The sequence below is a fragment of the Paenibacillus sp. FSL M7-0802 genome (genome assembly GCF_038004945.1).
GTDB classification, from domain to species: Bacteria; Bacillota; Bacilli; order Paenibacillales; family Paenibacillaceae; genus Paenibacillus; species Paenibacillus polymyxa_B.
Map to the genome: position 1 here is coordinate 3,352,446 of NZ_JBBOSD010000001.1, position 26,784 is coordinate 3,379,229.

At 43.8% G+C, this 26,784-nt stretch carries 20 protein-coding genes; 17 read left to right on the forward strand and 3 right to left on the reverse strand.

Annotated elements, in window-relative coordinates; translation table 11 throughout:
• The first annotated feature begins 224 nt into the window (after positions 1-224).
• The 5 genes from MHB54_RS15605 (at position 225) to metK (ending at position 6,821) form a co-directional block, all read left to right on the forward strand.
• On the forward strand, positions 225-2,594 hold the full coding sequence (locus MHB54_RS15605; RefSeq protein ID WP_023990689.1) for a copper amine oxidase N-terminal domain-containing protein: 2,370 nt from the start codon (positions 225-227) through the stop codon (positions 2,592-2,594).
• Positions 2,595-2,693: 99 nt separating this feature from the next.
• Positions 2,694-4,229, forward strand: coding sequence for a stalk domain-containing protein (locus MHB54_RS15610; protein WP_264454448.1), 1,536 nt, complete (start codon positions 2,694-2,696; stop codon positions 4,227-4,229).
• Positions 4,230-4,275: 46 nt separating this feature from the next.
• Entirely contained in the window at positions 4,276-4,854 is a 579-nt protein-coding gene (locus MHB54_RS15615) for a hypothetical protein (protein WP_264454449.1), read from the forward strand.
• A 141-nt stretch (positions 4,855-4,995) separates the two neighbouring features.
• The gene (locus MHB54_RS15620; RefSeq protein WP_023990686.1) at positions 4,996-5,286 is read left to right on the forward strand and encodes an alpha/beta-type small acid-soluble spore protein; all 291 of its coding nucleotides are present in this window, start codon (positions 4,996-4,998) and stop codon (positions 5,284-5,286) included.
• Positions 5,287-5,618: 332 nt separating this feature from the next.
• The gene (metK, locus tag MHB54_RS15625) at positions 5,619-6,821 is read left to right on the forward strand and encodes a methionine adenosyltransferase (RefSeq protein ID WP_023990685.1); all 1,203 of its coding nucleotides are present in this window, start codon (positions 5,619-5,621) and stop codon (positions 6,819-6,821) included.
• Between the two features lie 129 nt (positions 6,822-6,950).
• Here the strand turns inward: metK and MHB54_RS15630 are convergent, their stop codons facing one another.
• Genes MHB54_RS15630 through MHB54_RS15640 form a run of 3 tightly spaced genes read right to left on the reverse strand, consistent with a single transcriptional unit; the run spans position 6,951 to position 12,432 of the window.
• Positions 6,951-7,853 (reverse strand): TetR/AcrR family transcriptional regulator, encoded by a 903-nt coding sequence (locus MHB54_RS15630; RefSeq protein ID WP_023990684.1) that lies wholly within the window; start codon positions 7,851-7,853, stop codon positions 6,951-6,953.
• 56 nt (positions 7,854-7,909) lie between these two features.
• Positions 7,910-11,026, reverse strand: coding sequence for an efflux RND transporter permease subunit (locus tag MHB54_RS15635; protein WP_023990683.1), 3,117 nt, complete (start codon positions 11,024-11,026; stop codon positions 7,910-7,912).
• Positions 11,023-12,432 (reverse strand): efflux RND transporter periplasmic adaptor subunit, encoded by a 1,410-nt coding sequence (locus tag MHB54_RS15640; RefSeq protein ID WP_254326128.1) that lies wholly within the window; start codon positions 12,430-12,432, stop codon positions 11,023-11,025. The genes MHB54_RS15635 and MHB54_RS15640 overlap by 4 nt, the downstream gene beginning before the upstream one ends.
• Before the next feature lie 266 nt (positions 12,433-12,698).
• Here MHB54_RS15640 and MHB54_RS15645 point away from each other — a divergent pair, with 266 nt between their 5' ends.
• The 12 genes from MHB54_RS15645 to flgL all read left to right on the forward strand — a co-directional run bounded on the left by MHB54_RS15645 (position 12,699) and on the right by flgL (position 26,708).
• Positions 12,699-15,416 carry a stalk domain-containing protein gene (locus tag MHB54_RS15645; protein WP_264454450.1) on the forward strand — a complete coding sequence of 906 codons (2,718 nt, stop codon included), beginning with the start codon at positions 12,699-12,701 and terminating at the stop codon, positions 15,414-15,416.
• Between the two features lie 47 nt (positions 15,417-15,463).
• Positions 15,464-16,624, forward strand: coding sequence for a sensor histidine kinase (locus MHB54_RS15650; RefSeq protein ID WP_013312293.1), 1,161 nt, complete (start codon positions 15,464-15,466; stop codon positions 16,622-16,624).
• 4 nt (positions 16,625-16,628) lie between these two features.
• Positions 16,629-17,351 (forward strand): response regulator, encoded by a 723-nt coding sequence (locus MHB54_RS15655; RefSeq protein ID WP_007432713.1) that lies wholly within the window; start codon positions 16,629-16,631, stop codon positions 17,349-17,351.
• 169 nt (positions 17,352-17,520) lie between these two features.
• Positions 17,521-17,961, forward strand: coding sequence for a hypothetical protein (locus MHB54_RS15660; RefSeq protein WP_023990680.1), 441 nt, complete (start codon positions 17,521-17,523; stop codon positions 17,959-17,961).
• A gap of 200 nt (positions 17,962-18,161) precedes the next feature.
• Positions 18,162-20,276, forward strand: a complete 2,115-nt coding sequence (locus tag MHB54_RS15665; RefSeq protein WP_023990679.1) for a helicase-related protein — start codon at positions 18,162-18,164, stop codon at positions 20,274-20,276.
• Positions 20,277-20,324: 48 nt separating this feature from the next.
• Positions 20,325-21,191 carry a ComF family protein gene (locus MHB54_RS15670; RefSeq protein WP_264454451.1) on the forward strand — a complete coding sequence of 289 codons (867 nt, stop codon included), beginning with the start codon at positions 20,325-20,327 and terminating at the stop codon, positions 21,189-21,191.
• 382 nt (positions 21,192-21,573) lie between these two features.
• Positions 21,574-22,041, forward strand: coding sequence for a LysM peptidoglycan-binding domain-containing protein (locus tag MHB54_RS15675; RefSeq protein ID WP_023990676.1), 468 nt, complete (start codon positions 21,574-21,576; stop codon positions 22,039-22,041).
• A 745-nt stretch (positions 22,042-22,786) separates the two neighbouring features.
• Positions 22,787-23,197, forward strand: a complete 411-nt coding sequence (locus MHB54_RS15680) for a TIGR03826 family flagellar region protein (protein WP_023990675.1) — start codon at positions 22,787-22,789, stop codon at positions 23,195-23,197.
• A 196-nt stretch (positions 23,198-23,393) separates the two neighbouring features.
• A complete protein-coding gene (gene flgM / locus MHB54_RS15685; protein ID WP_013312286.1) occupies positions 23,394-23,669 on the forward strand; it encodes a flagellar biosynthesis anti-sigma factor FlgM in 276 nt (91 codons plus the stop codon).
• A gap of 10 nt (positions 23,670-23,679) precedes the next feature.
• Positions 23,680-24,180: a flagellar protein FlgN gene (locus MHB54_RS15690; RefSeq protein ID WP_023990674.1), complete on the forward strand. Its 501-nt coding sequence runs from the start codon at positions 23,680-23,682 to the stop codon at positions 24,178-24,180.
• Between the two features lie 15 nt (positions 24,181-24,195).
• Positions 24,196-25,776, forward strand: a complete 1,581-nt coding sequence (gene flgK / locus MHB54_RS15695) for a flagellar hook-associated protein FlgK (protein WP_023990673.1) — start codon at positions 24,196-24,198, stop codon at positions 25,774-25,776.
• Between the two features lie 23 nt (positions 25,777-25,799).
• On the forward strand, positions 25,800-26,708 hold the full coding sequence (gene flgL / locus MHB54_RS15700; protein WP_023990672.1) for a flagellar hook-associated protein FlgL: 909 nt from the start codon (positions 25,800-25,802) through the stop codon (positions 26,706-26,708).
• Positions 26,709-26,784: the final 76 nt, after the last annotated feature.

Below are 26,784 nucleotides of genomic sequence, written 5' to 3' on the forward strand. Positions count from 1 at the left end.
CCATGCTACGTCTAATTGGGTGAGTATGAAACAAAGGGGTACAAAAGCGTAAAGACAAAATTCGCTAAAAAAAATCTTTACTGCATTGTTATCACATTGTATAATACTGGAGTACGTCATAAATGGACGCTTTCTTTCAACTAGATTCCAAGCTTCTGTGATATTGTCACAGATATCATTTTATAAGGGTTCTCATAAAGCTCGGAAAGGAGGTGTAACGACTGATGAGTGACAAGATCCGACAAAAAGACAAAAATAATATTTCTGGTTATATTCAAGGAGGAGAAAAAAAGGTTATGACAAAGTTTAATAAAAAAATGATCAACGTGCTGGCAACAGCAACATTGGTTGCTGGTGTTGCAGCTCCAATCGCAGCATTGACTGCACCAACTGCAATCCATGCAGCTTCTAGCTATGTTGCTGTGAATACTCCTAGCATCAGCTCCAACCAACAAGATAATGCTACTTTGGGTAAGGCTAAAATGAGTGTTAGCCAAGCTTCTGTTGCTAAAGGCGCTACTTTCACTATTACATTGCCTAAAGGTTTTTCCTTCTCTTCTACGGATGCTAATGGCGCAGCTCTGAAAGGCGCAGTTGGTGCTACAACTTCCGCTAGTGAAGCTACTTATGGTTTGGGTATTTATGTTGACGCTGGTGACAACAAAGACGCTGCTGGTTTCCCTGACCAACCTTTGAAGGTTGAACAATTGACTTCCAACTCTGCTAAAGTAACTTTTAATTTTGATAACTCTTTAGACAGTGCAGAAGTCTTCATGAACTTTGCGAGTATCAATGTTACTGGACCTAGCAATGGACCTGTAAAAGTTTCTATTGATGCTGCTTCCGCAAGTGGTGTGACAAGCGGTGAAGTAACAATTGCAAACGTAGTATCTTCCGGTCAAGTGTCCTTGTCCGCAAATGATACTGTTTCCAGTGAAGATAACTTTACTGCAACTTTGAAAGTTAAAGAAGAAACAGCTGGTTCTTTGGGTAATAACAACATTAAGTTGAAATTGCCTAGCGGATTCAAATGGGATTCTGCTCCTAAAGATAAAGCTACTATCCTGATTGGAACTGCTATCAAACCGGAAAATGTAAAATATTCTACTGATGGCGATACTTTGACTTTGTCTTTGGATAAAGTTAGTTCTGAGCAAACATCTTTCCAATTGCCTGTAGGATTCTACGTTGATGATGAAACTAGCGCTAAAGAAGGCGACGTTACAGTTAGCATCTCTGGTAATGCAACAACTGACGTTAGCTCCCTCGTAGTTGGTAGCTATGGTCAAATCGGTGGTGGCGTTTCCGTAGCTACTCCAACAACAATTCTTGCTGGTCATGATGAGCAAAAAATTGGTGATGTTACAATTAAGGAAACTGTTGCTAAATCTTTTGTAAAAGGACGTACTGTAACATTGCGCCTGCCTGAAGGTGCTCGTTGGCAGTCTACTTTTGACAGCAACAACCCTGGAAGCAGCTTCTCCGGTTCTATGGAGAACAGTAATGGATTGGGTGGAGCAGAGGTATCTTACACTGACTCTGACAAACGCACTTTGAAACTGACTTTCAACAATCCTAACAGCACAACTGACGCTGGTACTTTGAAACTGAAAAACGTTGAAGTTGCAACACAACCAGGTTTCACTGGCGATCTGAACGTTGATGTTGCTGGTAGCCAAGGTCTGAGCGGTACTGTTAAGGTTGCAACTGTGAAACAAGCAGTTACTTTGGCTGCTGCTTCCAAACCAACCCTGACAATCGGTCTGGGCGATCAACAAGTTGGCGATATCACAATCACTGAAGCTGCTAAAGAAGCTTTCGTTAAGAAAGACGGTAGCCGTGAAGTAATCTTGGAATTGCCAACAGGCGTACGTTTTGCTTCTACTCCAGAAGTAAAAGTTACAGCTGGTGACGTTAAAGTGAAGAGCGTATCTACTGATACTTACGGCGAAAGCAACAAAGGCCGTCTGAGCTTCTACATCGACAGCGAAAGTGCTACTCCAAGTACAATCACAATCTCGGCTCCTAAGCTGACTGTTGACCGTACTGTAGCTCAAGGCGACATCGTTGCTAAGCTGAAAGGTAGCGCAGTTTCTTACACTGCTTACAAAGGCGCAACTGACAACACTCAAAACTGGAAAGACAACAACACTGCAGCTGCTGAAGTAGCAATCGCAACTGTTGGAACTCCAGCTCCAGGTGCTACTAAAACTAAAGCTGTCTTCACACTGGGAAGCACTTCCTACACTGTGAACGGCGAAAGTAAAACTTCTGATGTAGCTGCTTATGCTGAAAACGGACGCACTTACTTGCCAGTACGTTATGCAGCTGAAGCTTTGGGTGTATCCCCACAAAACATCCTGTTTGACAAAGCAACTTCCACAGTTACCCTGATTAAAGGTGACCGCGTTGCTCAAATCAAACTGAACACTAACCTGTTGACTGTTAACGGTTCTGTGATTCGTATGGACGTTAAAGCTGTAACTAACAAAAACCGTACTGTACTGCCTATCTTCTGGGTGAGCAGAGCGTTGGATGCATCCATCAACTATGATGCAACTGCTAAAACAGTAACTGTTGAAAACAACAACTAATTTAAGGGCAACTCTTTTGAGTTAACTGAATTAGATTAGAAGAGGGTTCCTTTTGGAGCCCTTTTCTTTTATTAGTCTTATTGACAAAGGAGAGAAATTATGAAACGTTTTGGAGTGGCAGCACTTTCTACATTGGTTCTTTCTTCTGCATTTGCCAATTTTGCAGGAGCTCAAGCAGGTGATATAAAGGTTATTATTAACGGTGTAACTCAGCAATATACCCAGTCCCCGGTTGTTAGTCAAAATACAACCTTGGTGCCTCTCCGTGGTGTTTTTGAAAGCTTGGGTGCGAAAGTCGATTGGGACAGCAAAGCTAAAAAAGTAACTGCTTCTAAAAATGAAGATACATTGGCTTTGAATGTTGGTTCCAAGCTTGCTTATAAGAATAGTGCTCCTGTACAACTCGATGCGGCAACTCAAATTCAAAAGGGTCAAGTACTTGTTCCTTTACGTTTTGTGAGCCAATCATTAGGCGCCAAAGTAAATTGGGATCAAAGTACACGTACAATTACTATTTCAAACCAAGCAGATGGAAGTACAACTGGCGAAGCCAATAGCTTGTCCAGTAAGCCTCTCACAGCTCCTGTGACAAAGGTTACCTATGATACCTACTATAATGATTCGTTGGCCTATGATGATGCCGTTAAACTGGCTATAGCTGATAGCACTACAGTTAAAACAGCAGCAACGAATATCGATCAAGCAGGCAAAATCATGAAAGAAGCAGGCAAGAATATTGACTTTGTTCCAGCAGAAGCAGGTGATGAAGGTCAAGATAAAGCTTTCAAAGGCTATGCTCAAACGAATCTTAATTATGAGGCTGCTAAAAAAAACCTGAATATGACTAAAGAAGGTATTGAGTACAATGTGAAGGATCTTTACAATAAGCTTCTTCAAAAGCAAAATGCCGTTAAGCTGGCTGCTTTGAATATTGAAGATGCCGAGCGCAAACTGAAAGTAGCACAAATTAAACGAGATAATCAGATGTCGAGTGACTATGAGGTTACGCAAGCAACTAATCAGGTGACTCAAAATCAAGCTGCTTTAGAGAAGGCAAAAAAAGATCTAGATAGTGCATATGTTTCTTTGAACCAAGTGATTGGTTACAAACCTGAGCAACGTTACGAATTGAAGGATAAACCTGTATATTCTGAGTTTAAAGATAATGTAGAAACTAAAGTAAGCCAAGTACTTACTAGCAGCACGGCCATTTGGCTGAGCGAGCAAAAAGTGGATTTAGCTGAATTGAGCCTGAAGCTCTACAATTTTAGTACGCCAGGAAACACACCTTACGAAGCTGAGCAACTTAATGTCGAGAAAGCTCAGTATGCTACAGAAGGCACAAAGAGACAACTCGAAGAAGCAGTAAGAACAATTTATAATAACATCAAAGCATTAGAAAGCCAGTACTCACAGATTCAAGCTGGTTTGGTGAGTGCTAGAAGTGCGGCTGATATGGCTAAGAAGCAATTTGATGTTGGGTTGGCTACAGAGCTTCAGGTTTATGAAGCTAATTTGAAAGTCACTACTGCTGAGCAACAGGCCGAAGATATAGTTACAAATATTGATACTTTGAAGTTGGCTTTTGATAAGCCTTGGGCTATGCAGGGTTCTTCTGGAGCTAGCGCACAATAATTAAAGCTTAACCTATACTTGCTATAACCTGCTGTAGGAGGACTTCATGAAATCACGCTATAAAGTATCGTTGGCTGCTGTTTTACTTGGAGGAGGAATTGTTGCTGGTTCCTTAATGAACAATTCAGTTAATGGTGCCTCCAGTTCTGGACAACCTGGTACAGCTGATGATCCAGTCGTAACCAAAAGCTATGTTGACCAAAAAATTGCTCAGGCAATTAAAGGTGGAGTACCAGCAAGTAACACGAGTAGTAAAACGACTAGTTCGAATGCTCCAGCAACAAACACTACTTCTAACACAACGGCGTCAGGAACTTCTAGTGCAGGAAAAACTTTCACACCAGAGCAGACAGAGGCTTTAAAGGTTGTTGATGTAAAGCCTGGTCAAAAACTGATTGCCAAAGCAGGCTCGGAATTTATTTTACGTAATGGTTATGCCGTTGTGTATAGTATGGATGCCAGTGGTGCTATTGATATTACTTCTGGAACGGAAATTGTTCATAATCAGGCTGTCGAGAAAAATCATTTATTATCGTTTCCTAGAGAAGGAAGAGGTATTCAAGTAAAAGAAGGTCAGAAGTTTGGTCTGGTCGTTATGGTACGAGGCGGTTATACTGTTCAGTAAACTGTTTTGTATATAAGTTGCTTTCGGTGGCTCTTTTTCTTAAATACTGCTTGGGATAGCAAATTGTTCTTGGCTAAGTTGAACCTAATCGCTGCACACTACCCCCATGAAAGACAATACTTTTAGTGGAGGGTGTATACGATGGCATCAAGAGGTCAAAGACGATTAATTCCTGAAAGCCGTGCCAGGTTAGATGATTTGAAGTATGAGATCGCTGCTGAATTTGGGCTGCCTGTTTATAATCCCCAATATGCACATATACAACCTAAGGCTGACAGTGAATTTGCTGCAGAATTGGGGGAGTTTGCGGGGAGCGAAAATGTAGCATGGCGTGATTTAACTTCAAGACAGAACGGTTCAGTTGGTGGTGAAATTACTAAGCGATTGATACAATCTGCTGAACGTAGCTTATCTGAATATGGTACATTGTAAATTGCAATAATTTTTACAGTTTTTGATTATATAGTAGCGTATAAACTGGGGTTATTTACATGTGAATCGAAAATGTTTGCATGTAAACTTACCTCAATTTCGAAAGTTGTAATTGGGCTGTATTAATTGACACCTTGTTTTAAATAGGATATCATGGCATTTGAGGCTTGTACGCAACCTTTTCCTACCGGAAAAGGTTCATTTTTTATTAATCAGGTGTAACAAGATATCTCCCGCCATTTGTTGGCTTGAAGGTATCTGAATAATACCATTGCCATGTCAGGATTTTTTTATAAATCCTCATGTATTTTAATTGTGGGAGGTTGAAATTCATGTCTGTAAAAGGCCGTCATTTGTTCACGTCCGAGTCTGTAACAGAAGGCCATCCGGATAAAATCTGTGATCAGATATCCGATGCTGTTTTGGATGCCTTTCTGGCTAATGACCCTAATGCACGGGTAGCATGTGAAGTATCGGTAGCTACTGGTCTCGTTCTCGTCATTGGTGAAATCAGCTCCAAATCGGAATACGTGGATATTCCATCCATTGTACGTAATACGATTAAGGAAATTGGCTATACACGTGCGAAATACGGTTTCGACTATAATACTTGCGCTGTATTGACTTCTTTGAATGAACAGTCGCCGGACATTGCTCAAGGGGTTAATGCTGCCTTGGAAAGCCGTGATCCTGCTGAAGTAGATAAAGAAACGGAAAACATTGGGGCTGGGGATCAAGGCTTGATGTTTGGTTTTGCTACGAACGAGACACCTGAGTTGATGCCTTTGCCTATCGCTATGTCTCACCGTATTGCACGACGCTTGTCTGAAGTACGTAAGGATGGAACACTGAATTACCTTCGTCCAGACGGTAAAACCCAAGTAACGGTAGAGTATGAAAATGGTAAACCTGTTCGTATTGATGCTATTGTGGTTTCTACGCAGCATGCAGAGGATACTACTTTGGAGCAAATTCAAGCAGACATCAAAGAAAAGGTTATTTTGCCAATTGTCCCTGCCGAATTATTGGATGAGCAAACCAAGTATTACATTAATCCGACAGGACGCTTTGTTATCGGTGGCCCTCAAGGAGATGCAGGTCTGACAGGCCGTAAAATTATTGTGGATACGTATGGTGGTTATGCACGTCATGGCGGGGGAGCATTCTCCGGTAAAGATCCGACCAAAGTGGACCGTTCCGCTGCTTACGCTGCTCGTTATGTAGCGAAAAACCTCGTAGCAGCAGGATTGGCAGACAAAGTGGAAATTCAGCTTGCTTATGCCATCGGTGTAGCTACGCCTGTTTCGATTAACGTCGATACATACGGTACGGGTAAAGTGAGTGATGAGAAGCTGGTTGAATTGATCCGAAATAACTTTGATCTGCGCCCAACAGGCATTATTCGCATGTTGGATCTGCGTCGTCCAATTTATAAGCAAACTGCTGCCTACGGTCACTTTGGCCGTACAGATTTGGATGTACCATGGGAGAGCGTAGATAAAGCTGAAATTCTAAAAGAACAAGCGGGGCTGTAACTCCTCGTATGTTATCAAAATAAAAGTAATAACCCAAAAAGACTGTTTCATGCTTTGCATGAACAGTCTTTTTTTGATGTGTTTCACTGTTAAGTATGAATTTGCTGGGATGTACCGAATGCTGAGTGACTACTCGGATATCGGTGCATGGTCCAATAAATTTTTAAGTAAACGACAAACCTTTTGCAGTTCCTTGTACTGCTCCAAATACGCAAAAAGGGCTTTCAGGAGGCCTTTCTGAGGGTTCGATTTCAGAGCCTCTTCCTTTAAATGAGCGTAGATTTGCTGACACTCCTGTTTCTCCTCTGAACTCCACGAAGACAGCAGTATACTGTCTTCCAAGGAGTGGAGAAGGCTGTTAATTTGACGGCCTTGGTCAAAGGGATTACTTAGAGCACTTTCAGGCAACCAGCCTTGCTTGCTCCAGAACAAATGTGGAGCTGAATCAGCATTGTTCAGGCTGGTTGCCAAGGAACTGGATAAGAAGATGATAAACTGCGTTAGATGTTCAATCGTTTCATCATTCATCCGATCGGCAAAGAAGCGAATATATTCAAACACAATGCTTTTAAGTACAAAGGTCATATCCCATGCATGATCTTCAATGCTCGGTCCAAAAATATCAATCAGGCAGTCGCGAACCCATTTGTACAATTTGTATTCATGATTCTCGAACGCGTAATTGAGATGTTCATTCTGAAAAATAAGCATGGAAGGCTCAGGAAGATCCATCATGAGATACACTTTGTTTTCAACGAGATTTTTCAAGTAAAGTACAATAAAACCATGTAGTCTATCGTGCTTAGAAAGATCAGGTTTACTGTAGAGAGCCCGGATGTCTTGTTCAATGTTATTTTCCAGAATGATACACATTTCTAGAGGAAGTTCTTCTTTTCCTTGAAAATATTTATAGAAGGATGCTTTCGCCATCCCACTTTCTTTGGCTATTTCTTCAACAGATGTTGAATAATAGCCTTTTCTGGAGAACAGCCGAATGGCCGCCTGTAAAATATCATTTTTTTTACTTTCCATACATACTTCCCCCTAGGGACCGACCAACTCGACAGCATAAGAATTCACTTCATACATCACAAAGGTTGGTCACGTGTGATAACTGTGTGCTGCTGTTTTTTGAGTTGACGGCGCATCTTGTGCTTGGCCATGATCATATACAAGGACGGCACGACAAACAAGGTTAACAAGGTTGAGAATAACAAACCGAAAATGACGGTAAACGCCAGTGGCTTAAAGAGCAGGCTTCCCAATAGTGCTAATGGAATCATACCTACAATAGCTGCCAAAGATGTCAATAAAATCGGTCTGAAGCGAGCAGCGGCCGCCTGTATTACGGCTTCCTTTAATTCCATTCCTTCATGTCGTGCATCCTCGATAAATTCAATTAACACAATCCCATTCCGCACAACAATGCCCGCGAGTGCAATAATTCCCATGATGCTCATAAAACCGATAGGCATACCGGTCAAGAAAATACCAATAATCCCGCCGGCTGCTGCCAGGTACACGGTCGTCATAATAATAATAGGAATGGAGAGAGAATAAAATTGCATAGTAATCAAGAGTAAAATGAGCAAGACTACAACGATCGCCAGCTGTCCTAAGTCCTTGAATATGGTCGATTGGTCAGAGGTTTCCCCACCAACCTCCCATTTGTAGCCTTCTGGGAACTTCATTTGCGCCAGCTTACTTTCAACATCAACCATCGCTTCGCTTGCAGTTCGTCCGTTCAAATCGGCTTCCACCGTAATCGTCCGCTCCATATTGTAATGCTTGATTTGCTGAATAGCAAATGACGGCTTAATCTGGACGAGCTGGTTTAATGGAATTTGCTTACCAGCTGCATTAACTACACTTAATTGTTGGAAAAGCTTACTTGGCTCCTCGTCACTGTGATTCAAATACATTTTAATATCTACCAGACTGTTTCCAGTATCAAATTGGCTGACTTGGGCTCCTTCTTTTAATAGAAGCAGGGTGCGAGTCAAATCTGTGTAGCTTACCAGGTACTGATCCATCGTTTGTTTGTTGACCTCAAGCTCCAGTGCATATCGTTCAATTCCTATATCATCCACGATGCCTGTTGTGCCCTCTACTGTCGCGATCTGCTCCTTTGCTTTTTGGGCAAGGATTTGCAGTTCATTCAGGTTCTGACCTGAGATACGAATGGAAACGGGCTTGCCCACTGGAATCCCGAGACGAGGAACATACATCGTAACTGTAACTCCAGGGTAGGATTTCTTAACATGTTGTTCCCAAGCATCAACTGTCGTATTGAGATCGAATACGTTTTCTTTGCCGACGACAGCAATCTGCCCCACCGTTTCGTTATAACTAATATTTCCACCCATACTATTAATGTCACTAAACAGTTGTGGGGCAGTCCCTCCAGCGCTGTAGACGACCTTGGAAGTTTCAGGTTGCTTTTTCACCCAGCCTGCAAGGTCTTTAACGACCTGGTCGGTTTCCGCAATTGAAGTGCCTACAGGCATTTTTACATTTAGTGCAACATGAGGATCTTCCGACTCAGGAAAAAGTTCAACTGAGGTAAAGGGAACTAATCCATAGGCGGCTGTTCCAAGCATGAGTCCGACCATGGCTGTCAACAAGGGACGCTGAATGACCTTAGGCATCAGTTTTTGTGAATAGAGCTTATTTAAAGAATGAATCTGCTGGCCGAGCAAGCCTGCTGGTTTAGACTTACCCTGAGGGTGACGAGCCTGTCTGCGCTTCTCATACCATTCTCGAAAAATAGGGATGATGGTGAGCGACATAATCATAGAGGCAAGCATGGTCAGGGAGACAATAGCAGGAATGGGTTTAATAAAGGCACCTACATTTCCAGGAAGAAACAACAATGGCGCGAAAGCTGAGATGGTGGCCAGAGTTGCAACCAAAATAGAAAGCATGACCTCTTTGGTACCTTTTACAGCTGCGACTGAGGGTGATTCTCCTAATTCCGTAAGTCTACGCTCAATATTATCATTTACAACTACGGCATCATCCACGAGTATGCCGAGTACGATGATCAGACCGACAACGGAAATCTGATTTAGAGTGATGCCGAACATAGGCAAAAAGATAATGGCAATCGAAACCGAAATAGGAATGGCCAGTGCAACAAATGCAGAGGTGAGCAAATTCAGCCCCAACATACAAACGAGAATAACGGCTGCAATCGCAAGAATCGTTTCACGCTTTAAGTCGTCAAAGATATGGCTTACCTGATCCTTTTGTGCAAAAAGAGTTTGAAAGTGGACACCTGCGGGGAGTGTTTTCTCCAGCTCTTTGAGCTTGGTATTGACCTTTTCACTCATAGAAGGGATGTCTGTGCCTGTTTCTGCTCCAATACTTAGCGTAATGGCCGGTTTACCCTCTACATAGGCAAAGTATTCTGTATTAGGATGTGCCAGCTCCGTTGTGCCGACATCTCTCAAATATACAGGATTACCTTCTTTGGTGCGTGTCAAAAGGACCTGATTCAATTCATCAGCTTTTTCGGACTCGCGAACAATAAGTTGATAGGTACGTCCGTTGTATTCAATATTACCGGTAGGAACCCGATCAATTTGAGACTGGATCGCTTGAGCTACTTGTCCCCATGACAGCTGATATTGCTGAAGCTTCTGATTGTCAATATGGACACGTACTTCTTGATCAGGGAGACCATTGAATTTGACGCTAGATACGCCAGAAATGGTATTAAGCTGGTCTTTCCAAGTTGTTGTTAAATCATTTAGTTTATAGAGTGGTGCGGAAGAGTCAGCTGTTAGGGCATAGGAGCCAATAAAAGAGCTGGTTAGTTTGTCATTTACAACAGGCACTTCAGCGCCTTGAGGAAGATCAGCTTGTGCATCTTGCACTTTTTTACGCATATCATCCCAAACCGTTTGAGGATCAACTCCGTTTTTGGATTCGATTAAAATTGAGGAGAATCCGTTACCAGAAGTCGAACTAATCGTTTTAACACCTTCAACTTCCTTAATGCGTTTCTCCAGCTCTTTAGTTACGGTTTGTTCTACTTTTTGTGGTGAAGCACCAGGGTAGACTGTTGTTACCATAGCATTCTGTATGGTGACATCCGGCATTTCCTGCTGTGGTAACTGGAAAAAGCCGAAGATTCCGACCAAAATCAGCATGACAAAAAACAGCAATGTAATTTTTCGTTTTTTTACGATGTACTCAATCATGGGCGCCCGCCTTCTTCCGACTGAATCGCATTTCCATCAAATAGGTTTTCTGCCCCTTTAACGATAATACGTTCGCCTTCACGAAGTCCCGATACGATTTGCAACTGATTATCTACAACCTGATTACCAAGCTCCACAGGGGTTTTAACAGCTTTTCCTTGAATGTCTTTGAAAATAAAAGGCTTGCTTCCCGTGTTAATGACTGCTTCGGCAGGAACGAGAATCCCATTCTTGTCGGTCACCTGTTGAGCAGCTTTAATGACCTGACCAGGTAACCAGTCTCGCTGTGGATTGTTTATAACAATCTCTACGTTAACCCTTCCCGTGTCGGTGCTGGTCGAAGGATAGACGTTAGACACCGTACCTTGACGAGTCTCTTCATAGAGCGCCACTTCTACTTGTTGACCCTTTTTCCAATCCTTAATTTCACTGTCTGGTACAGGAAGCAGCACTTTGAGGCGGTCGATGGACCCTATGCGATAGACGGCTTGCCCTGACGCGACCAAATCACCTGTATTCACGATTTTGTCTAAGATTACACCGTTCACAGGAGAGATTAGACGTGTGCGTGAAAGTGCCAGTTCTGCCTGCCCCTTGGCAACAAGGGCTTTTTCGTAGTTGGCATGGGCTTGTTTTTGGGAAGCTGCAGCCTGTTCACTGGCCGCAAGGGCTTTGCTTTTACCTGCAAGCGCATCTTGAAAGGAAGCTTGGGCGGATTGATGATCTTCGGCTGTGGCTCCTTCCAGCAAAAGGGACAGGGATTCCTTGGCTTGTTCCAGGTCTTTCAGGGCTGCGGTAGCATTCAGGCGAGCATTTTCATTATCTGATGCGGTAGCAGCGCCTGCCTCAAACAGCTTCTGTGTACGCTCGCTATCCGTCTTGGCCTTGTTATAAGCGCTTTGTGCCTTATCTACAGTAGCTTGCGCTTGTTGTTTCTCTTGAGCACGTGCGCCTTTATTGACCTTGTTAACATTCGCGCGAGCTCCTGTAATGCCGGCATCGGCGGATTGAATCGCGGAGGTAGCAGCCTGTAAATTAGCCTGTGCGTTATCAATACCAGCCTGTGCCTCCAAGATGGAGGCTGTCGCCTGTGCCACCTGAAGCTTGTAGTCAGCGTCATCCAGACTAGCAATAACGGCGCCCTTCTGTACAGCAGTACCGACAGTGAGATATGCACTGGCTACAGTGCCTCCATTTTGGAAAGCCAGTGTGTTCTCCTCATAAGCCTGAAGAGTGCCTGACAAGTTATAGGCCGTATGAAGTGGCGTGGATTTGACGATTGCGGTGCGCACAACGGTTGGCTGTGCAGATGAACCTAGAGCGGCATCTTTTTTTTCTGTAGAACATCCGGTCATTGCGATGCTCAGGGATAAAGTGAATATGATGATGGCCCGTTGTTTATTCATGATTATCAATCCTTCCGATAGGGTCATAATTGGAGTTGTGAACTAACCAGTATTATTTGAACTAATAAGTTCAAATGTATTATAGTGCGCCGATATTGCATTCGTCAATTCATCGTTTTAGATTTTATGAATTAGTTGACGGGATTTTCGTAACTTTTGCCTATATAATAAGTCTATTAACATAAGAGGATTTTTTTGTTTATTGATAGAGTACACGCGCGGAACAAAACCGTTTGAATACATTGAAGATGGGAGCTATTATCCAAATGTTTTTAAGTAATAAGAAACAGAGTGAAGTGAAAGTTAATGGCAGAGGAATCGCTAAAAGATGGGCCGTGTTAACACTGGCAGGGGTATTATGGATCGGTCCGGTTGCTGGAACTGGGGCTCTAATCCCCTTGAATGGTTGGATGTCTGCTCCAATCGCAAGTGCAGCCTCTGGTTCAACTGTAAAATTGGGCGAAGAGATCATTACTTCGGGTGCAACATTATTGAAATATCGTTTTAAAGGTTCCAAAGGAACAGCGCTGGCTGATATCATTCGAGTGGACTTGCAAAATCCGTACGTTAAGCTGGATGTCATGACGGGGAAGAATGGACAGTTTACGACCCGTCAGAGCACAGGTGGCATGGCAAAAGAGACCGGGGCGGTTGCTGGTGTAAACGGGGATTATTTTAATACTTCCAGCGAGGGAGCGCCGATCGGTGGACAAGTATCCAAGGGTGTGTTGATGTCTACTCCGTCTGATTTAACGGGTATGTATGCCTTTGCTGTAACCAAGGATGGTTCTCCGATGGTGGAGCAGTTTACTTTTGAAGGTACAGTGAAAGCTGGAGATGGGTCGTCCTTCTCTTTGGCGGGGATGAACAAGGCTTCGTATTCCCCTGAGACGAGTGGGGGCAACTATAGTCACTCTAATGCTATGTATATTTATACATCTGCTTGGAAAGCAATTGAGCGCCCCAAAAACAGTTCGACAACGCCCACCGAGATATTGGTACAAAATGGTGTAGTTACACAAGTCTCCGACAATGCTACGTTGAATATGACCGTTCCGCAGGATGGCTATATTTTACGTACTCATGGTAAAGCCGCTGATTATGCCAAAGCGCATCTGACCGTGGGACAGACGGTAGAAACGAGTTATCATCTTCGTGTTAAATCGACAGGGAGTGAAGTAGATCCTTCTAACCTTCAAATGATGATTGGTGGACATACCATATTAGTAAATGACGGCCAGAAAACCTCTTTTTCCCGGAGCACAACAAGCATAGGCGGGACACGTGCGCGTACAGCTCTGGGATATTCTCGTGACAAGCGTTACGCTTATGTCATTGCTGTTGAGAAGAATGGGAACAGCGTTGGTGTATCCCTGAGCGAGCTGCAAACGCTGATGAAGGATATTGGCGTCTGGAAGGGGATGAACCTTGACGGGGGCGGCTCTACCACTATGGTGACACGTGATTTGGGAGATACGACAGCGGGGCTTACGTTCAATACAGAATATGGTACAGAGCAACGTAGTATTGTAAATGGAGTAGGGGTATATACCAATGCTCCTAAAGGAACGCTCAAAGGCTTCACCATCAAGGGCAATAAAACGCTGCTGATTGGACAGACCGGAAGCTATTCCTTCAAAGGGTATGACAACTACTACAATCCATTTGATACCTCGAAAGTACAAGTGACGTGGAAATCTAGCAATCCGGCTGTTGTATCAGTGAGCGGCGGCGTTATAAAGGGAGCCAAACCAGGAACGGCTACTTTAACGGCATCCAGTGGCTCAGCCAGCGCTACAACCAAGGTCACGGTGCTTGGAGCAGATGAAATTTCATCACTTACCGCAGGCACTGGAACTGGCTCGCTTACCGCTGGAGCTAAAATTGCTGTACCGGTAACGGCAAAGACAAAAGATGGACAGAGTGTCAGCATTACGTCAGATGCGCTCAAATGGGAGTTCATCGGCTTTAAGGGAAGTGTCAAGGACAATCAGCTTACAGTAAATACGGTGGATGCAGGCGTGAAAACGGGCTATGCCATCGGTCGCTATGATGGTTTCAGCGCTGTCGTCTTCCTGTCTGCTGGTGGAGCAAGTACAAACAACTGGGAGAACTTCGAAAATGTTTCGTATCCGGTTGATTTTACTTCGAATGTGGAAGGTGTTACTGGCACAGCGGCTGTTGTACAAGGAGATGGCGACCATGCCAATTCCAAAGTGCTAGAGCTGAACTACGATATGACGAACGGCAGTGGTAAAATGTATGCTTACGCTCAATTGAACGGCACATCCGGGAAAACGCTTGAACAGGCGGCTACTTCCATCTCGATTGATGTCAGAGGGGATAAGAGTCTGAACTGGCTGCGTGCAGAGCTAGAGGATGCTCAAGGCAAAACAGCATATATTGATCTCGCTAAAGTGATCGACTGGAACGGCTGGAAAACCATTAACGCAGATATGAGCGGTTTGAATATTTCGTATCCGGCGAAGCTGAAGCGTCTTTATGTGGTTAATGTGGCAGAGGGTCAGGACGAGCGCGCTAAAACAGGCAATGTTGCTTTTGATAATATTTCTTTTAATACACCGGGAACGGTCGGTACAGAAGGACTCAAAAAAGGAACAGCTCAAATGACGATCGGGCAAAAATCAATGACGGTGAACGGAACGCCGACCACGATTGATGCCGCTCCGATGACTCGCGATGGTTCAACGTATGTTCCGATCAAGTATGTGCTGGACGCATTTGGCGGACAAGCCAAATGGAATGCGGGCGATCAGCGGATCACCATTATGCGCGGCGGTGTACTGATGGATTTGACCGTAGGGAAAAAAGAAGTTGTTCTGAACGGGAAGCGGCAAAGCACTGATGTTGCACCCGTTGTGCTAGGAGGTAGGACTTTAGTCCCATTGAGACTCGTATCTGAGCAGTTAGGAATGACTGTAAAATGGGAACAAGAAACGAAGACCATCACCCTTCAGTCATGATATGGTATGATATATACTTGAAATGCTAGGATTGGAGTAGAACATTTGTGGACTTTCAAGCCGATATCATAGACCGAGTCATTAAAAATGCCATCCAGGTGATGGAGAACAGCAAATATCAGATGTTCGAAATATTGGACACGGCCCGGACCGAGCTGGTCACGTTAAATCAGGAGCTCCAGAGCGTCTTGAAAGAAACGGCAGAAACGATCGAAAAGGTGGACCAGCTGGAAATGAACTATCGGCGGTCCCGCATTCGGTTGACTGAGGTCAGCCGTGACTTCGTTCGCTATTCGGAAGAGGATATCAAGCAGGCTTATGAGAAGGCAACACAGCTTCAACTCGATGTGATGATTTTCCGTGAGAAGGAAATGTATCTCAAAGCCAGAAGAGATGATCTTCAAAAGCGAGCCAAAAGTGTCGAGGCTTCTGTCGAGCGTGCCGAAACCATCGGTTCGCAGATGGGGGTCGTGCTGGAATATTTGTCGGGCGAATTGGGACAAGTGACGCGGATCATCGAATCGGCCAAAAACCGGCAGTTTATTGGTCTGAAAATTATTTTGGCTCAGGAAGAGGAGCGCAAACGCATATCCCGTGAAATTCACGATGGACCTGCGCAGCTCCTTGCGCATCTAGTGCTTAGGACGGAAATTGTGGAAAGAATGATCGCTAAGCAGGAATTTAAGATGGTTCAGGACGAAATAGTAGACTTGAAGAAACAGGTTCGCTCCAGTCTTGAGGAAATGCGAAAGGTCATTTTCAATTTGCGTCCTATGGCCCTGGATGATCTGGGACTTATTCCGACGCTCCGGAAATATGTGCAGGATTTTGAAGAAAAAACGAAGATTAGATCGCTTTTTGAAACAAGGGGCAAGGAACACCGTCTCTCTTCCGCGATGGAAGCAGCCATTTACCGTCTGATCCAGGAAGCTTTGACCAACGCTGCCAAGCATGCTTATCCTACCTATGTGCTTGTTGAGATTACCTATCAGGCGCAGCTTGTAAAAATCGTGGTGCAGGATAATGGTTTGGGCTTCAAGCCAGAGCTTTTTCAGCAAAAAAGCAAAGATCATGGGCATTTTGGTCTGATTGGTATGCGGGAAAGGGTTGAACTGCTCGAGGGGAGAATGGAGATCGAATCAGCTGAGAATCAAGGCACCAAGATAGTGATTCATATCCCAACCAACGTGGAAAAGGGAAAGGAGTAACAACATGGAAAATCAGGAAATTAGCAATGCACCCATTAAAGTTCTCTTAGCGGACGATCATCAGTTGTTCCGTGAAGGACTTAAACGTATTTTGAATATGGAGGACGACATTGAGGTCATCGGAGAATGTGGCGACGGTATTCAAGTGTTGGAATTCTGTAACGTAGAGAAACCGGATATTGTTCTGATGGACATTAATATGCCAATTGAAAATGGTGTAGAGGCAACCGAAAAACTGCGTGAGATGTTCCCGGATGTCAAAGTTATCATTTTATCCATTCATGATGATGAAAGCTATGTATTCGAGACGTTGCGCAAGGGAGCCAATGGTTATTTGTTAAAAGATATGGAGGCCGAGTCCCTCATTAATGCAATTCGTTCGGTTCATGAAGGATATGCGTTTATCCATCCGAAGGTAACGGGTAAACTCATTCAGCAGCTTCGCCGGATGACCTACTTGAACGAAACAGGGGCTATGGCTGAAGGTCACACCAAGGAAGCCGGCGTGAAGTTTGTCGCAGGTGAAAATAATCCATTGACCCGTCGTGAAGCTGAAGTGCTGCGTCTGATGGCTGAAGGTAAGAGCAACAAGATGATCGGTGAATATTTATTCATTAGTGAGAAAACGGTCAAAAACCATGTCAGCAGCATTCTGCAAAAAATGGAGGTTGATGACCGTACACAAGCAGTTATTAACTCAATCAAATATGGATGGGTTACGCTGTAAAGTGTAGTTTTTCCATGCATTAGACGATGTAGCTGCTAATAGATATGAATGCTGTACCGCCTTTCTTTTGGAGCGATATGTCCGCTCATACGGAAACCCAGTACATAACCGTGACACCTCTTCCTGTTATACGGCATATATTGTCGCTATAGGAGGAGGTGGAACCCTCGTGACGGCTCACTTGGTTTGGATATTGCTTATATACGGTGTGGGAGCCGCAGTCGTTCATCTTATGTATATACGACAGGCGGTTCAGGCTTATCACAATGGTGAAGATTCACGCGCAATATCTCCGGGTCATCGTGCGACTCGCTATATTGTGATTACGTCCAATGACGGAGATCGTGTGGAATGGGTGATGCGTTCGCTGAACATGCTTGCCTGGCTACACCGGAGGCCGCTACATGTGACAGTACTGGATGATGAATCTATGGACGATACGCTACCGATTCTGACACGGTTAGTGCACTATAGTCATATGGATGTTTCAGTCATTTCAAGTCGTTTTTCACCGGGGAACCCGGTCTTACCGAAGTCAGGCGGTGAAAAGCAGGTTGTTATTGATCTTAGAACGGTCAAGTCGTTGGCGGACGCCCCACTTGTTCCTTAGCGACAGGGGATTGTGGACATCGTGGTCAAAATCGGATATAAATGTTTATAAACAGTTGCATAGGCAAGACGACAGGGATCTCATTGAGATCTACTTGATGTGAAGCACACTTCAGGCTATTAGCCATAGGAGTGTGCTTTTTTGCTGTTCTCTGGGGTGACAAGAACCGCAAGAATCATGAATGGGAGGAGAAGGGGAAGGTGAAAATTGCAGTATATGCAGTGAAGTATAAAGGGAATTGGACTCTCCGATTATCTATGGATATTCGAGTAGATATGACATGGTGGATGAATCAAGATGAGGGACAAGAGAATGTTGTCGAAAGATGGGTGTTATTAGGAGATGAGCTTCCCTTGTCCTGGGGGACAAAGCTGTGCGAAACATTTAAGGAATTAGCAGATATGGAGCGATGGGGAAAACGGCAGTGGTGGGCTTATATTCTCGCACAGCTAAAAAGTGAACTGGCTCCTGAGCCTTTCAACGGAGAACGGATTTTATCTGGAGGAGTAGAAAATATATGCATTTGGGATGGTGGACAAGAGTGGACTTCTCGCACAGAAAGTAGGAATGAGGGACGAGAAACAAACGGAGGTTTACGTTCTATTCAAAAAAGGAGCCTTGTCACGGGAATTGATGGATTGGATAGGGAGTGTTTAACACGACAAGCGAATGAGCTGGTTAATTTGTTGTCAGGACGCCAGTTACTCGTTCCGGAAGCCGAAGCGCTACTGGCAGAGGCAGCGTCAGGTTTGGAGCGTACTTGGCGATCCGCTGCACAGCTTGCATATCTGCAAGGCCGACTCAGCTTTGCTGCTGGCCTCGCTCCAGCACCACGTACGCGATGGTCTGCCGCGCGTACGCATGAACTCCGCTGCAACCGTTGTGGCAGCGGGATAGTGCACCGCACGAGCTGTGCGTCGTGCGGACGTAAGGCGTGCGCTTACTGCGAGACATGTCTCGCGCTGGGGCGCAGCCGTGAATGCTCGCTGCTGCTGCGCGGTGCAGCGAAACCCGCCCTGCCACACACAGCAGGCACAGCCCCGGCGACGGAACTCGACCGCTGGGGGCTGAGCCCTGCACAGCGTGCCGCAGCGGAAGCGGCGCTGCGCTTTTTGGCCGCACCGCACGGCGAAGTGCGGGGGCGTTTCCACCCGGAAGGCCGTGGGCTCCGGGCGTTGTTCCGGCGCGTCATGGTTGCGTGCCGGGGATCAGATGCTGCCTCTTCGCAGGGCAGCAACCTTGCCCGTAGCAGGCATTCTTCGCCAAAAACTGGCGAAGGTGTAAGATATAGCGCTGATCGGCAGGTGCCCAGTACTACGGTAGAACGTTTTCTGCTCTGGGCCGTAACGGGCGCAGGCAAGACGGAAATGATGTTTCCGCTCTTGCAATATGTGCTGGACCACGGAGGAACGGCACTTGTGGCAACACCACGCCGCGATGTGGTACTCGAGTTAGCCCCTCGTTTGGCCATTGCTTTTCCCGATGTGAGCATGGTGACGCTCTATGGGGGGAGCGCAGAACGTTGGCAAAGGGGACAGCTGACATTGGCAACGACACATCAGCTATTGCGTTATCGTCAAGCCTTTGATCTGGTTGTGATTGACGAGATTGACGCGTTCCCTTATCACAATGATCCTATGCTTGCCTTTGCTGCACGAGCAGTATGTAAGCCGAAGGGGAAGTTTATCTATTTGTCTGCTACACCACCGCATGCTTTGCAGAAAGAGGCTGCACGCGGTCTACTGCCACACGCCAAGGTTCCCGTTCGTTTTCATCGTCATCCCCTACCTGTCCCATTTCGCCTGGGGACTGCTTCAGTGCAACATTGGCTGCAAAAAGGTCGGCTTCCCGCATCCTTTATTCAACGCCTACGCGTATCCATACAACGTGGAGCACAGGTTTTCCTGTTTGTGACACGAATCTCACATATTCAGACACTTGTGGAGCTGCTGATTAAACAATTGCCTGATGTACCTATTGCGGGCACCTCCTCACAGGATGAGGAAAGAACCGCTAAAGTGCGCTTATTTCGAGCTACTGAAATACGTGTTCTGGTCACCACGACTATTTTGGAGCGAGGGGTGACTGTCCCACGGAGTGATGTGTATGTATTAGACGCGGATAGCAGTCTTTTTGATGAAGCCTCTCTTGTCCAAATGGCTGGTCGCGCGGGGAGATCCAAGGATGATCCATGTGGAGGTGTTATTTTTACATCCCCTCAATGGACTCGAGGTCAAAAAAGAGCGATTAGACAGATTAAACGAATGAATGCACTGGCTCGGAAAAAAGGATACCTGAAGGAGTTGAAGCACTAAATGTATTAAATAAAAAAAAGTTTTTTTGGAAATGTGAAACCTGAAACAATGTCAGTACGTAAACTACCAAGAAAGGTGCATTCTGGTATGGGGATGATTCCAAGAACCCGTCTATTTTTGAATTGGTTATTCCAACGTCAGTCCCAAACATGTATCGCTTGCGGTACTTTCACAGGACGTTTTTCTGAATTCTCTGGGATATGTACTTCTTGTTCGCTTCAAATTCCTTGGGTTTACAACATTCGTTGTGTTCATTGCGGACGTCCGACGTTTTGCCCGGATTGCGTAAAATTTGACCGATTAGTACGTTACTTTGTATGCAATCGGAGTGCAACCAGCTATACGCCGATGATGAGAGAATGGATTGGACAGTTCAAATATCGCGGGAATGAAAAGTATGGTTCCCTGCTGGGTGAGATCATGAATCGAGCCTATCAGGCGATGAGGTATGAGTTTGCAAGTCTTAAACATTCTCGTTTCAAGAGTTCTTTGTGGAGTGTGGATGTAGTGACCTGTGTCCCGGTAAGTGAGAAGAGGCTTACAGAGCGAGGCTTCAATCAGGCTCAGATCTTGGCAGAAGAGATTGCTAGGCGGAATAAGCTCCCCTTCCTATCTTTACTTGCTCGTCCACAAGATACAGGCAAACAAAGCTTTAAATCCAAAAAGGAACGCATAAACACCATGAATAATGCGTTTTCTGTCCATCCCAATATGACAAATTTGCTGAATTCTTTTATTTTAAAAGCTGAATCTCAATGTGTTACGGAGAACAAGCTTTCCGTTACCGTTTTGCTTGTAGATGATATTTATACAACGGGGAGCACATTACAGGCGTGTGCACGTGTTTTGAGAGAAAAGGCATTAGAGCAAGGAATACATTTGGCAATTTTTTGCCTGACCTTAGCAAGATCATAAGTCTAAATCTCTAGTATTTTCCATTAAATTTTGCTTGAAACTATGAAAAAGAGGTTATAAATCTCTTGAAAGAAGGATTAATTGATAGAACAAAAGTCTTTTAAGCCGTACAATCAGCAGGATTTGACAACGAGCTAGAGAGAGGTATATAATAAAAATATAGAGACAAACAAAAAGTAAGGAAGTGAGGGATGAAAACAGAATATTTCAATTTAGAGGTTGATTTTTTTGGAAAAGAGGAGTACAATTTCTATCTGTTGATAGCTAACATGATTGGTAATAAGTGATTAGCTAATGACTAAAGAGCGGACATTGGGAGTGTCTCGCTCAGTAGTAAAGCAGTTAATTAAAATTTAAAGCTAAAAAGAGGAGAGAACAAATCATGAAAAACGTAATGAAAAAAGTAGCAGTATCTAGCATGTTGGCAGTTAGTTTAGGTGCAGTATCTTTGTTGAGTCCACTTGCAACAGGTCAAGTAATGGCGAAATCCAACGCAGATAACAACAGGGATCATGTTGAAGAACAACTGATCATTAAACAACAAGAAGAAGCTCAAAAAGCACTTGAAGCAAAACTTTTTGGAACTGAAACGACTGAAAATGCAGCAACTACAACACCAGCTCAACCAGCTACTGAGAACAACAATCAAGCAACAACTACAAAACCAGCAACGACTACAACTGAAACACCAGCAACTGTAAATACAATCACAGTAAATGTTCAAGAGGGCGACACACTGGCTTCTATTGCTGAAAAATACGGTGTAACTGTTGAAGAACTGGTTAAAATCAACAACCTGGTTAAAGTAGGCCAAGAACTGCAAGTACCGCAAACAAACACAAATAAATAATTATCATTATAAATGTATAATGAAGTGTGTTTTTTAAACCAAGCGTTTGACTATAGTATACGGGAAGGCCTCTATTAAAACAATGCTTTTTTGAATAATTATTTGTGAAATAGCTTGTTTTTTTGGGCTGCAAATTTCCATTGGTGCATCTAGCTTGATTTCAGATAGGTTATAAGTTGAGATGATGTTAGGTCCATGAGATTTATGAATACCCACACTCCATGTGCGGAGCATTCGTATGGGCGCCGTTCCCCCGGATTTACAGGGCTTTCTTGATGTCATTCGGGGCACAGGTGAACATGAATTCTTCTGAGGATTGTTTCGCCCGGTTTTTCCCTCATCTTGATATTTAATTTCTACATTTACTCATATTCATATATAGCTATTTTAATTGTATAATGAAGCGCTATTCCCGAAAATAACTGGAATGGCGCTTATTTTATTTCTATCTAAAGTATGGAGCAATGTTTGACGATAAATAAACACATGCAATAGGCTGAACTATTAGCTTCCATGAGCTTTCTTTATTTTATGTCATTGCATATTGATGCATATAGATGTAGACAAACTTTTACTGATGGATCATTCTCTCTTATACTTTTTATATGATAGCTTATAAGATGTGCAATTGTGTAAAATCTGAAAATCTTTTTTGAAATATTTGCTAGACGAGGCTCTTCATTATAAGTTAATGTAAGGATAAAAGTAATTAAAGATCGGAAATTGGAAAGGGGCGCTACAGAGGATGAATTTGGATAACTGTCCTCGCTGTGGAAAGCTGTTTATTAAGAACGTCAGGGGAATCTGTCAGAACTGTATTAAGGAAATTGAATTTGAATACGAACGCTGTGTCAAACATATACGTGAAAATAAGGGCATTCATATGCATGAGCTTTCAGAGGCTACTGAGGTATCCGTAAAACAAATCACGACATTTATACGTGAGGGACGTATTTCCATTGCTAATGCGCCCAATATGACGTATCCTTGCGAGGTATGCGGGATACCGATTCGTGAAGGGCATATGTGCGATTCTTGTCGAACACGTCTGACTAAAGACCTGCATCAGGCTGTACGCGAAAGTAGTAATCAGGATCAAAGTAATAATATGGGCTCAGGTACCTACAGCGCGATTGATAAACTTCGTGGAAAGTAGTACAGGGGAATTAAAAACGCATTCAGCTATTCAAAAAGTTTCAAATACCGCCGATAATCTTTATAGAGCTTATCGGTTTTTTTATTTTTAGCAACCATGCACAAAATAAAGAAGTGAGGCATAATACGAACCATGTTCGACGCTATGTCGTCTGATACATTCTGACCATATCAAATAACTAAGGAAGGTGGAAGTTATGAAAATTAACGAGACCAACCGCATCGGAGCTATTAATCCATATCAGCGAAATATTGAAACAGGACGTCAAGAGGAGCAAAAGAAATCCCGCCGCAAGGACGAGGTTTCGATTTCTCCGGAAGCAATGGAAATGCTGAACCGCAGCAGTGATGCAGACCGCGTTAAGAAAATTCAGGAGCTTAAGCAGCAAGTAGCTTCTGGTACCTATCGTGTGGATGCCGATAAAATTGCAGAGAAGCTGTTGCCGTACTTCAAGCAGTCTTCTGAAAGCTAGGTGAAGGAATATGCCTTTAGAGCGATTGATTGATGTGCTGGAGCAGCTTAGAGAGGCTCACGAGCAGTTGATTGCATTAGGAAATCAAAAAAAAGAAGCACTGATATCAAATAAGGTAGATCAGCTCATTCTAGTCATGAACCAGGAATCGAAGATATCCAGACACATTGAACAGCTGGATGAGCGACGCCTGCAGGCAGCATATGAATTTTTGCAGGAACGTGGTATTAAGTCCAAGTTGAATCTTAATATTACGGAGTTATCTCGTCTTGTGTTTGATGTAGAAGACAAGCAGTCCCTCCTTCACATTCAAAAAAATCTAGCGGATACGCTTGTAGAATTGAAAAGATTAAATGAGTTGAATCAACAGCTTATACAACAGGCGCTTTCCTATATTGATTTTTCCATTGAGAGTATGTCATATTATGCGGAATCTGAAGCGGTTTATCAGCGTCCAGCTGACAAAAGCACCTCTACTGTACGAGCGGGACTATTTGATACACGCGCCTAATTGAAGGAGGAAAATATGGTCTCAACATTTCATGGTATAGAAACAGCGAAAAGAAGCTTAAACACACAAACGGCAGCACTTAATACAACCGGACACAATATCTCAAATGCCAACACAGCGGGTTACTCCAGACAAGTGGTTAGTATGAAGGCCTCGGATTCTATGGAAGCCTACGGTTTGAATCGTTCCGTTGTACGAGGTCAAATGGGTACAGGGGTTGAATTCACTGCTATTGAGCGCGTCCGTCAGACGTTTCTGGACGATCAGTATCGTAATGAGAACTCCTCTTTAGGTGGATGGAGTATCCGCTACGACACTTTGAATAAGCTCGAAACGATTATGAATGAGCCTTCTGACACAGGTATGCGCAAAGTAATGGATAATTTCTGGAATGCTTGGTCGGATTTGAGTCAGGATCCTCAGGACGTAACTAACCGTAAAATTGTAAAAGAGACTACGTTGGCTTTGACGGATGCGTTGAACCAGACAAGTAAGCAGCTTGACGCGCTAGATTCCGATTTAACCAATAATATTACATTGAAAACAACAGAAATAAATTCGCTCTTACAATCTGTAGCTGATTTAAACGGGAACATTACCAAGTTGGAATCATTGGGAGATAATCCAAATGACTTGAGAGATCAGCGAGATTATGCGATTGATAAATTGTCTAAACTGGCTAATGTGCAGGTTACTCAACTGGATGAGGGATATCAGGTAACAGTAGCGGGACAAATAGCTGTAACTGGTACCGCGGTTACACCATTAACCGCAGATGGTCTTCAGGCTGCTTTCGCAGGTGGCACCTTGACTGGCGGTGAAGTTTACGGAATGGTATTATCACGTGACAGATATGTTACGGATTATAAAAATCAGATAAACCAATTGGCAAACACATTGGCCAACGGAAATATTGAAGTTACGCTTCCTAAAGGAACTGTGCTTCCAGAAGGAACGGTATTGAATACGGGACCGAATAATACAGCGGTTACCTACTCTAATGCTAATAATAACCGGACTTTAACAAACGATTTGAAAGTTACTGTCCAAGGTATCAATGGACTTCATCAGTTGGGCTATACAATTAGTGGGACAACTCCTACCAAAGGTGATGCCTTTTTTACCTCTAAAGACGGTGCCGCGATTACAGCTGGTAATATTACATTAAATCCTGATATACAAAGTGATCCTAATAAAATTGCGACCTCATTACGGGTAGATGGAACAGGAACCACAGATGAGAAAGTAGTGCTCGGTAATAATGCGTTAGCTATGGCTATGGCTAACTTGAAAAATGTGAAATTCGATTTTGGGACTGCTCTATCAACTCCGACGTCGGTGGATGATTATTTTAGCTCTATTGTTGGACAACTTGGAGTACAGACTCAGGAGGCGGAACGTCAGTCACAGAACGCACAACTTTTGACAGAACAGGTGGATTTAAGTAGACAGTCTGTCAGCGGGGTGTCCCTGGATGAAGAGATGTCCAGCATGATCAAGTTTCAGCATGCTTATAGTGCGGCTTCTCGTTTTATGACGACATTCGATCAATTGCTGGACAAGCTGATTAATAGTACAGGCCGTGTAGGGCTCTAATTTAGATTAGTAGGAGGTAGTGTATGGCGATTCGAGTAACCTCGGGGATGATGAGTATGCAGACGCTCAGTAACCTGAATCGTAATTATAACAATATGAGTAAAATGGAAAATCAGATTACAACTGGTCGCAAACTCAATAAACCCTCAGATGATCCAGTGGGTGTGACTTATGCCCTTCGCTACAGAGCTGAGTTGGCTTCTAATGAGCAGTATTCCAGTAATGCTGATGCGGCCGTAAGCTGGTTAGATTTTACAGACTCTACTATGCAGCAGGCTGGAGATGTCATGAAGCGGTTAAAAGAGCTGACGGTTCAAGCTTCAAGTGAAACTGTCCCCCAATCCGGATTGGATGCAATTAAGTTGGAAGTGGATCAGCTTAAGGAACAAATGACCAATATCGGAAATAGCCAAATTCGTGGCAAATATATCTTTAACGGTCAAAAATATGACCAGGCCCCTTACGAGCTGTCCGGTACTGTGACAAGTTATGATCAAATTGATGCGGATCAAGGAGCTGTGAATTATGCAATTGGAGATCAATCTACATTTCGGGTGAATACTTCTGGAAGTGAGTTTTTTGGAGCGTCAACGGATACAGATAACGTTTTTAAAATTATGGATAACTTGAGCGCAGCCTTGTCTAGTGGCAGTTATAGTGCTATTGCAGCTCAGTCCGCAAATGTTGAATCTCGTTTCATAAAAATGCAGGCTAGTCAGTCTGAGGTTGGGGCACGCACAAACCGTGTAGAACTGGTTCAATCCCGTCTTGACGACCGAAATCTGAATTTGACGACCTTGCAATCCAAAACTGAGGATGCCGATATTGCCAGCTTGATGATTCAGGCAACCTCTGCCCAAACTATTTATGAGGCAGCCTTGAAATCATCCGCTCAGATTATGCAGCCTTCTTTAATGGATTTTATGCGTTAATCTTTTGAATCTTTGACATTTGTATTGTAGAGCTATGGATAAAAATCCGTAGCTCTTTTGTTGATTTTTAAGGAGG

Excerpts from the sequence above, each read along its gene's own strand:
- MHB54_RS15605 (WP_023990689.1), top strand. The coding sequence starts at position 225 with ATGAGTGACAAGATCCGACAAAAAGACAAAAATAATATTTCTGGTTAT.
- MHB54_RS15610 (WP_264454448.1), top strand. The coding sequence starts at position 2,694 with ATGAAACGTTTTGGAGTGGCAGCACTTTCTACATTGGTTCTTTCTTCT.
- MHB54_RS15615 (WP_264454449.1), top strand. The coding sequence starts at position 4,276 with ATGAAATCACGCTATAAAGTATCGTTGGCTGCTGTTTTACTTGGAGGA.
- MHB54_RS15620 (WP_023990686.1), top strand. The coding sequence starts at position 4,996 with ATGGCATCAAGAGGTCAAAGACGATTAATTCCTGAAAGCCGTGCCAGG.
- metK (WP_023990685.1), top strand. The coding sequence starts at position 5,619 with ATGTCTGTAAAAGGCCGTCATTTGTTCACGTCCGAGTCTGTAACAGAA.
- MHB54_RS15630 (WP_023990684.1), bottom strand. The coding sequence starts at position 7,853 with ATGGAAAGTAAAAAAAATGATATTTTACAGGCGGCCATTCGGCTGTTC.
- MHB54_RS15635 (WP_023990683.1), bottom strand. The coding sequence starts at position 11,026 with ATGATTGAGTACATCGTAAAAAAACGAAAAATTACATTGCTGTTTTTT.
- MHB54_RS15640 (WP_254326128.1), bottom strand. The coding sequence starts at position 12,432 with ATGAATAAACAACGGGCCATCATCATATTCACTTTATCCCTGAGCATC.
- MHB54_RS15645 (WP_264454450.1), top strand. The coding sequence starts at position 12,699 with ATGTTTTTAAGTAATAAGAAACAGAGTGAAGTGAAAGTTAATGGCAGA.
- MHB54_RS15655 (WP_007432713.1), top strand. The coding sequence starts at position 16,629 with ATGGAAAATCAGGAAATTAGCAATGCACCCATTAAAGTTCTCTTAGCG.
- MHB54_RS15670 (WP_264454451.1), top strand. The coding sequence starts at position 20,325 with ATGTCAGTACGTAAACTACCAAGAAAGGTGCATTCTGGTATGGGGATG.
- MHB54_RS15675 (WP_023990676.1), top strand. The coding sequence starts at position 21,574 with ATGAAAAACGTAATGAAAAAAGTAGCAGTATCTAGCATGTTGGCAGTT.
- MHB54_RS15680 (WP_023990675.1), top strand. The coding sequence starts at position 22,787 with ATGAATTTGGATAACTGTCCTCGCTGTGGAAAGCTGTTTATTAAGAAC.
- flgM (WP_013312286.1), top strand. The coding sequence starts at position 23,394 with ATGAAAATTAACGAGACCAACCGCATCGGAGCTATTAATCCATATCAG.
- MHB54_RS15690 (WP_023990674.1), top strand. The coding sequence starts at position 23,680 with ATGCCTTTAGAGCGATTGATTGATGTGCTGGAGCAGCTTAGAGAGGCT.
- flgK (WP_023990673.1), top strand. The coding sequence starts at position 24,196 with ATGGTCTCAACATTTCATGGTATAGAAACAGCGAAAAGAAGCTTAAAC.
- flgL (WP_023990672.1), top strand. The coding sequence starts at position 25,800 with ATGGCGATTCGAGTAACCTCGGGGATGATGAGTATGCAGACGCTCAGT.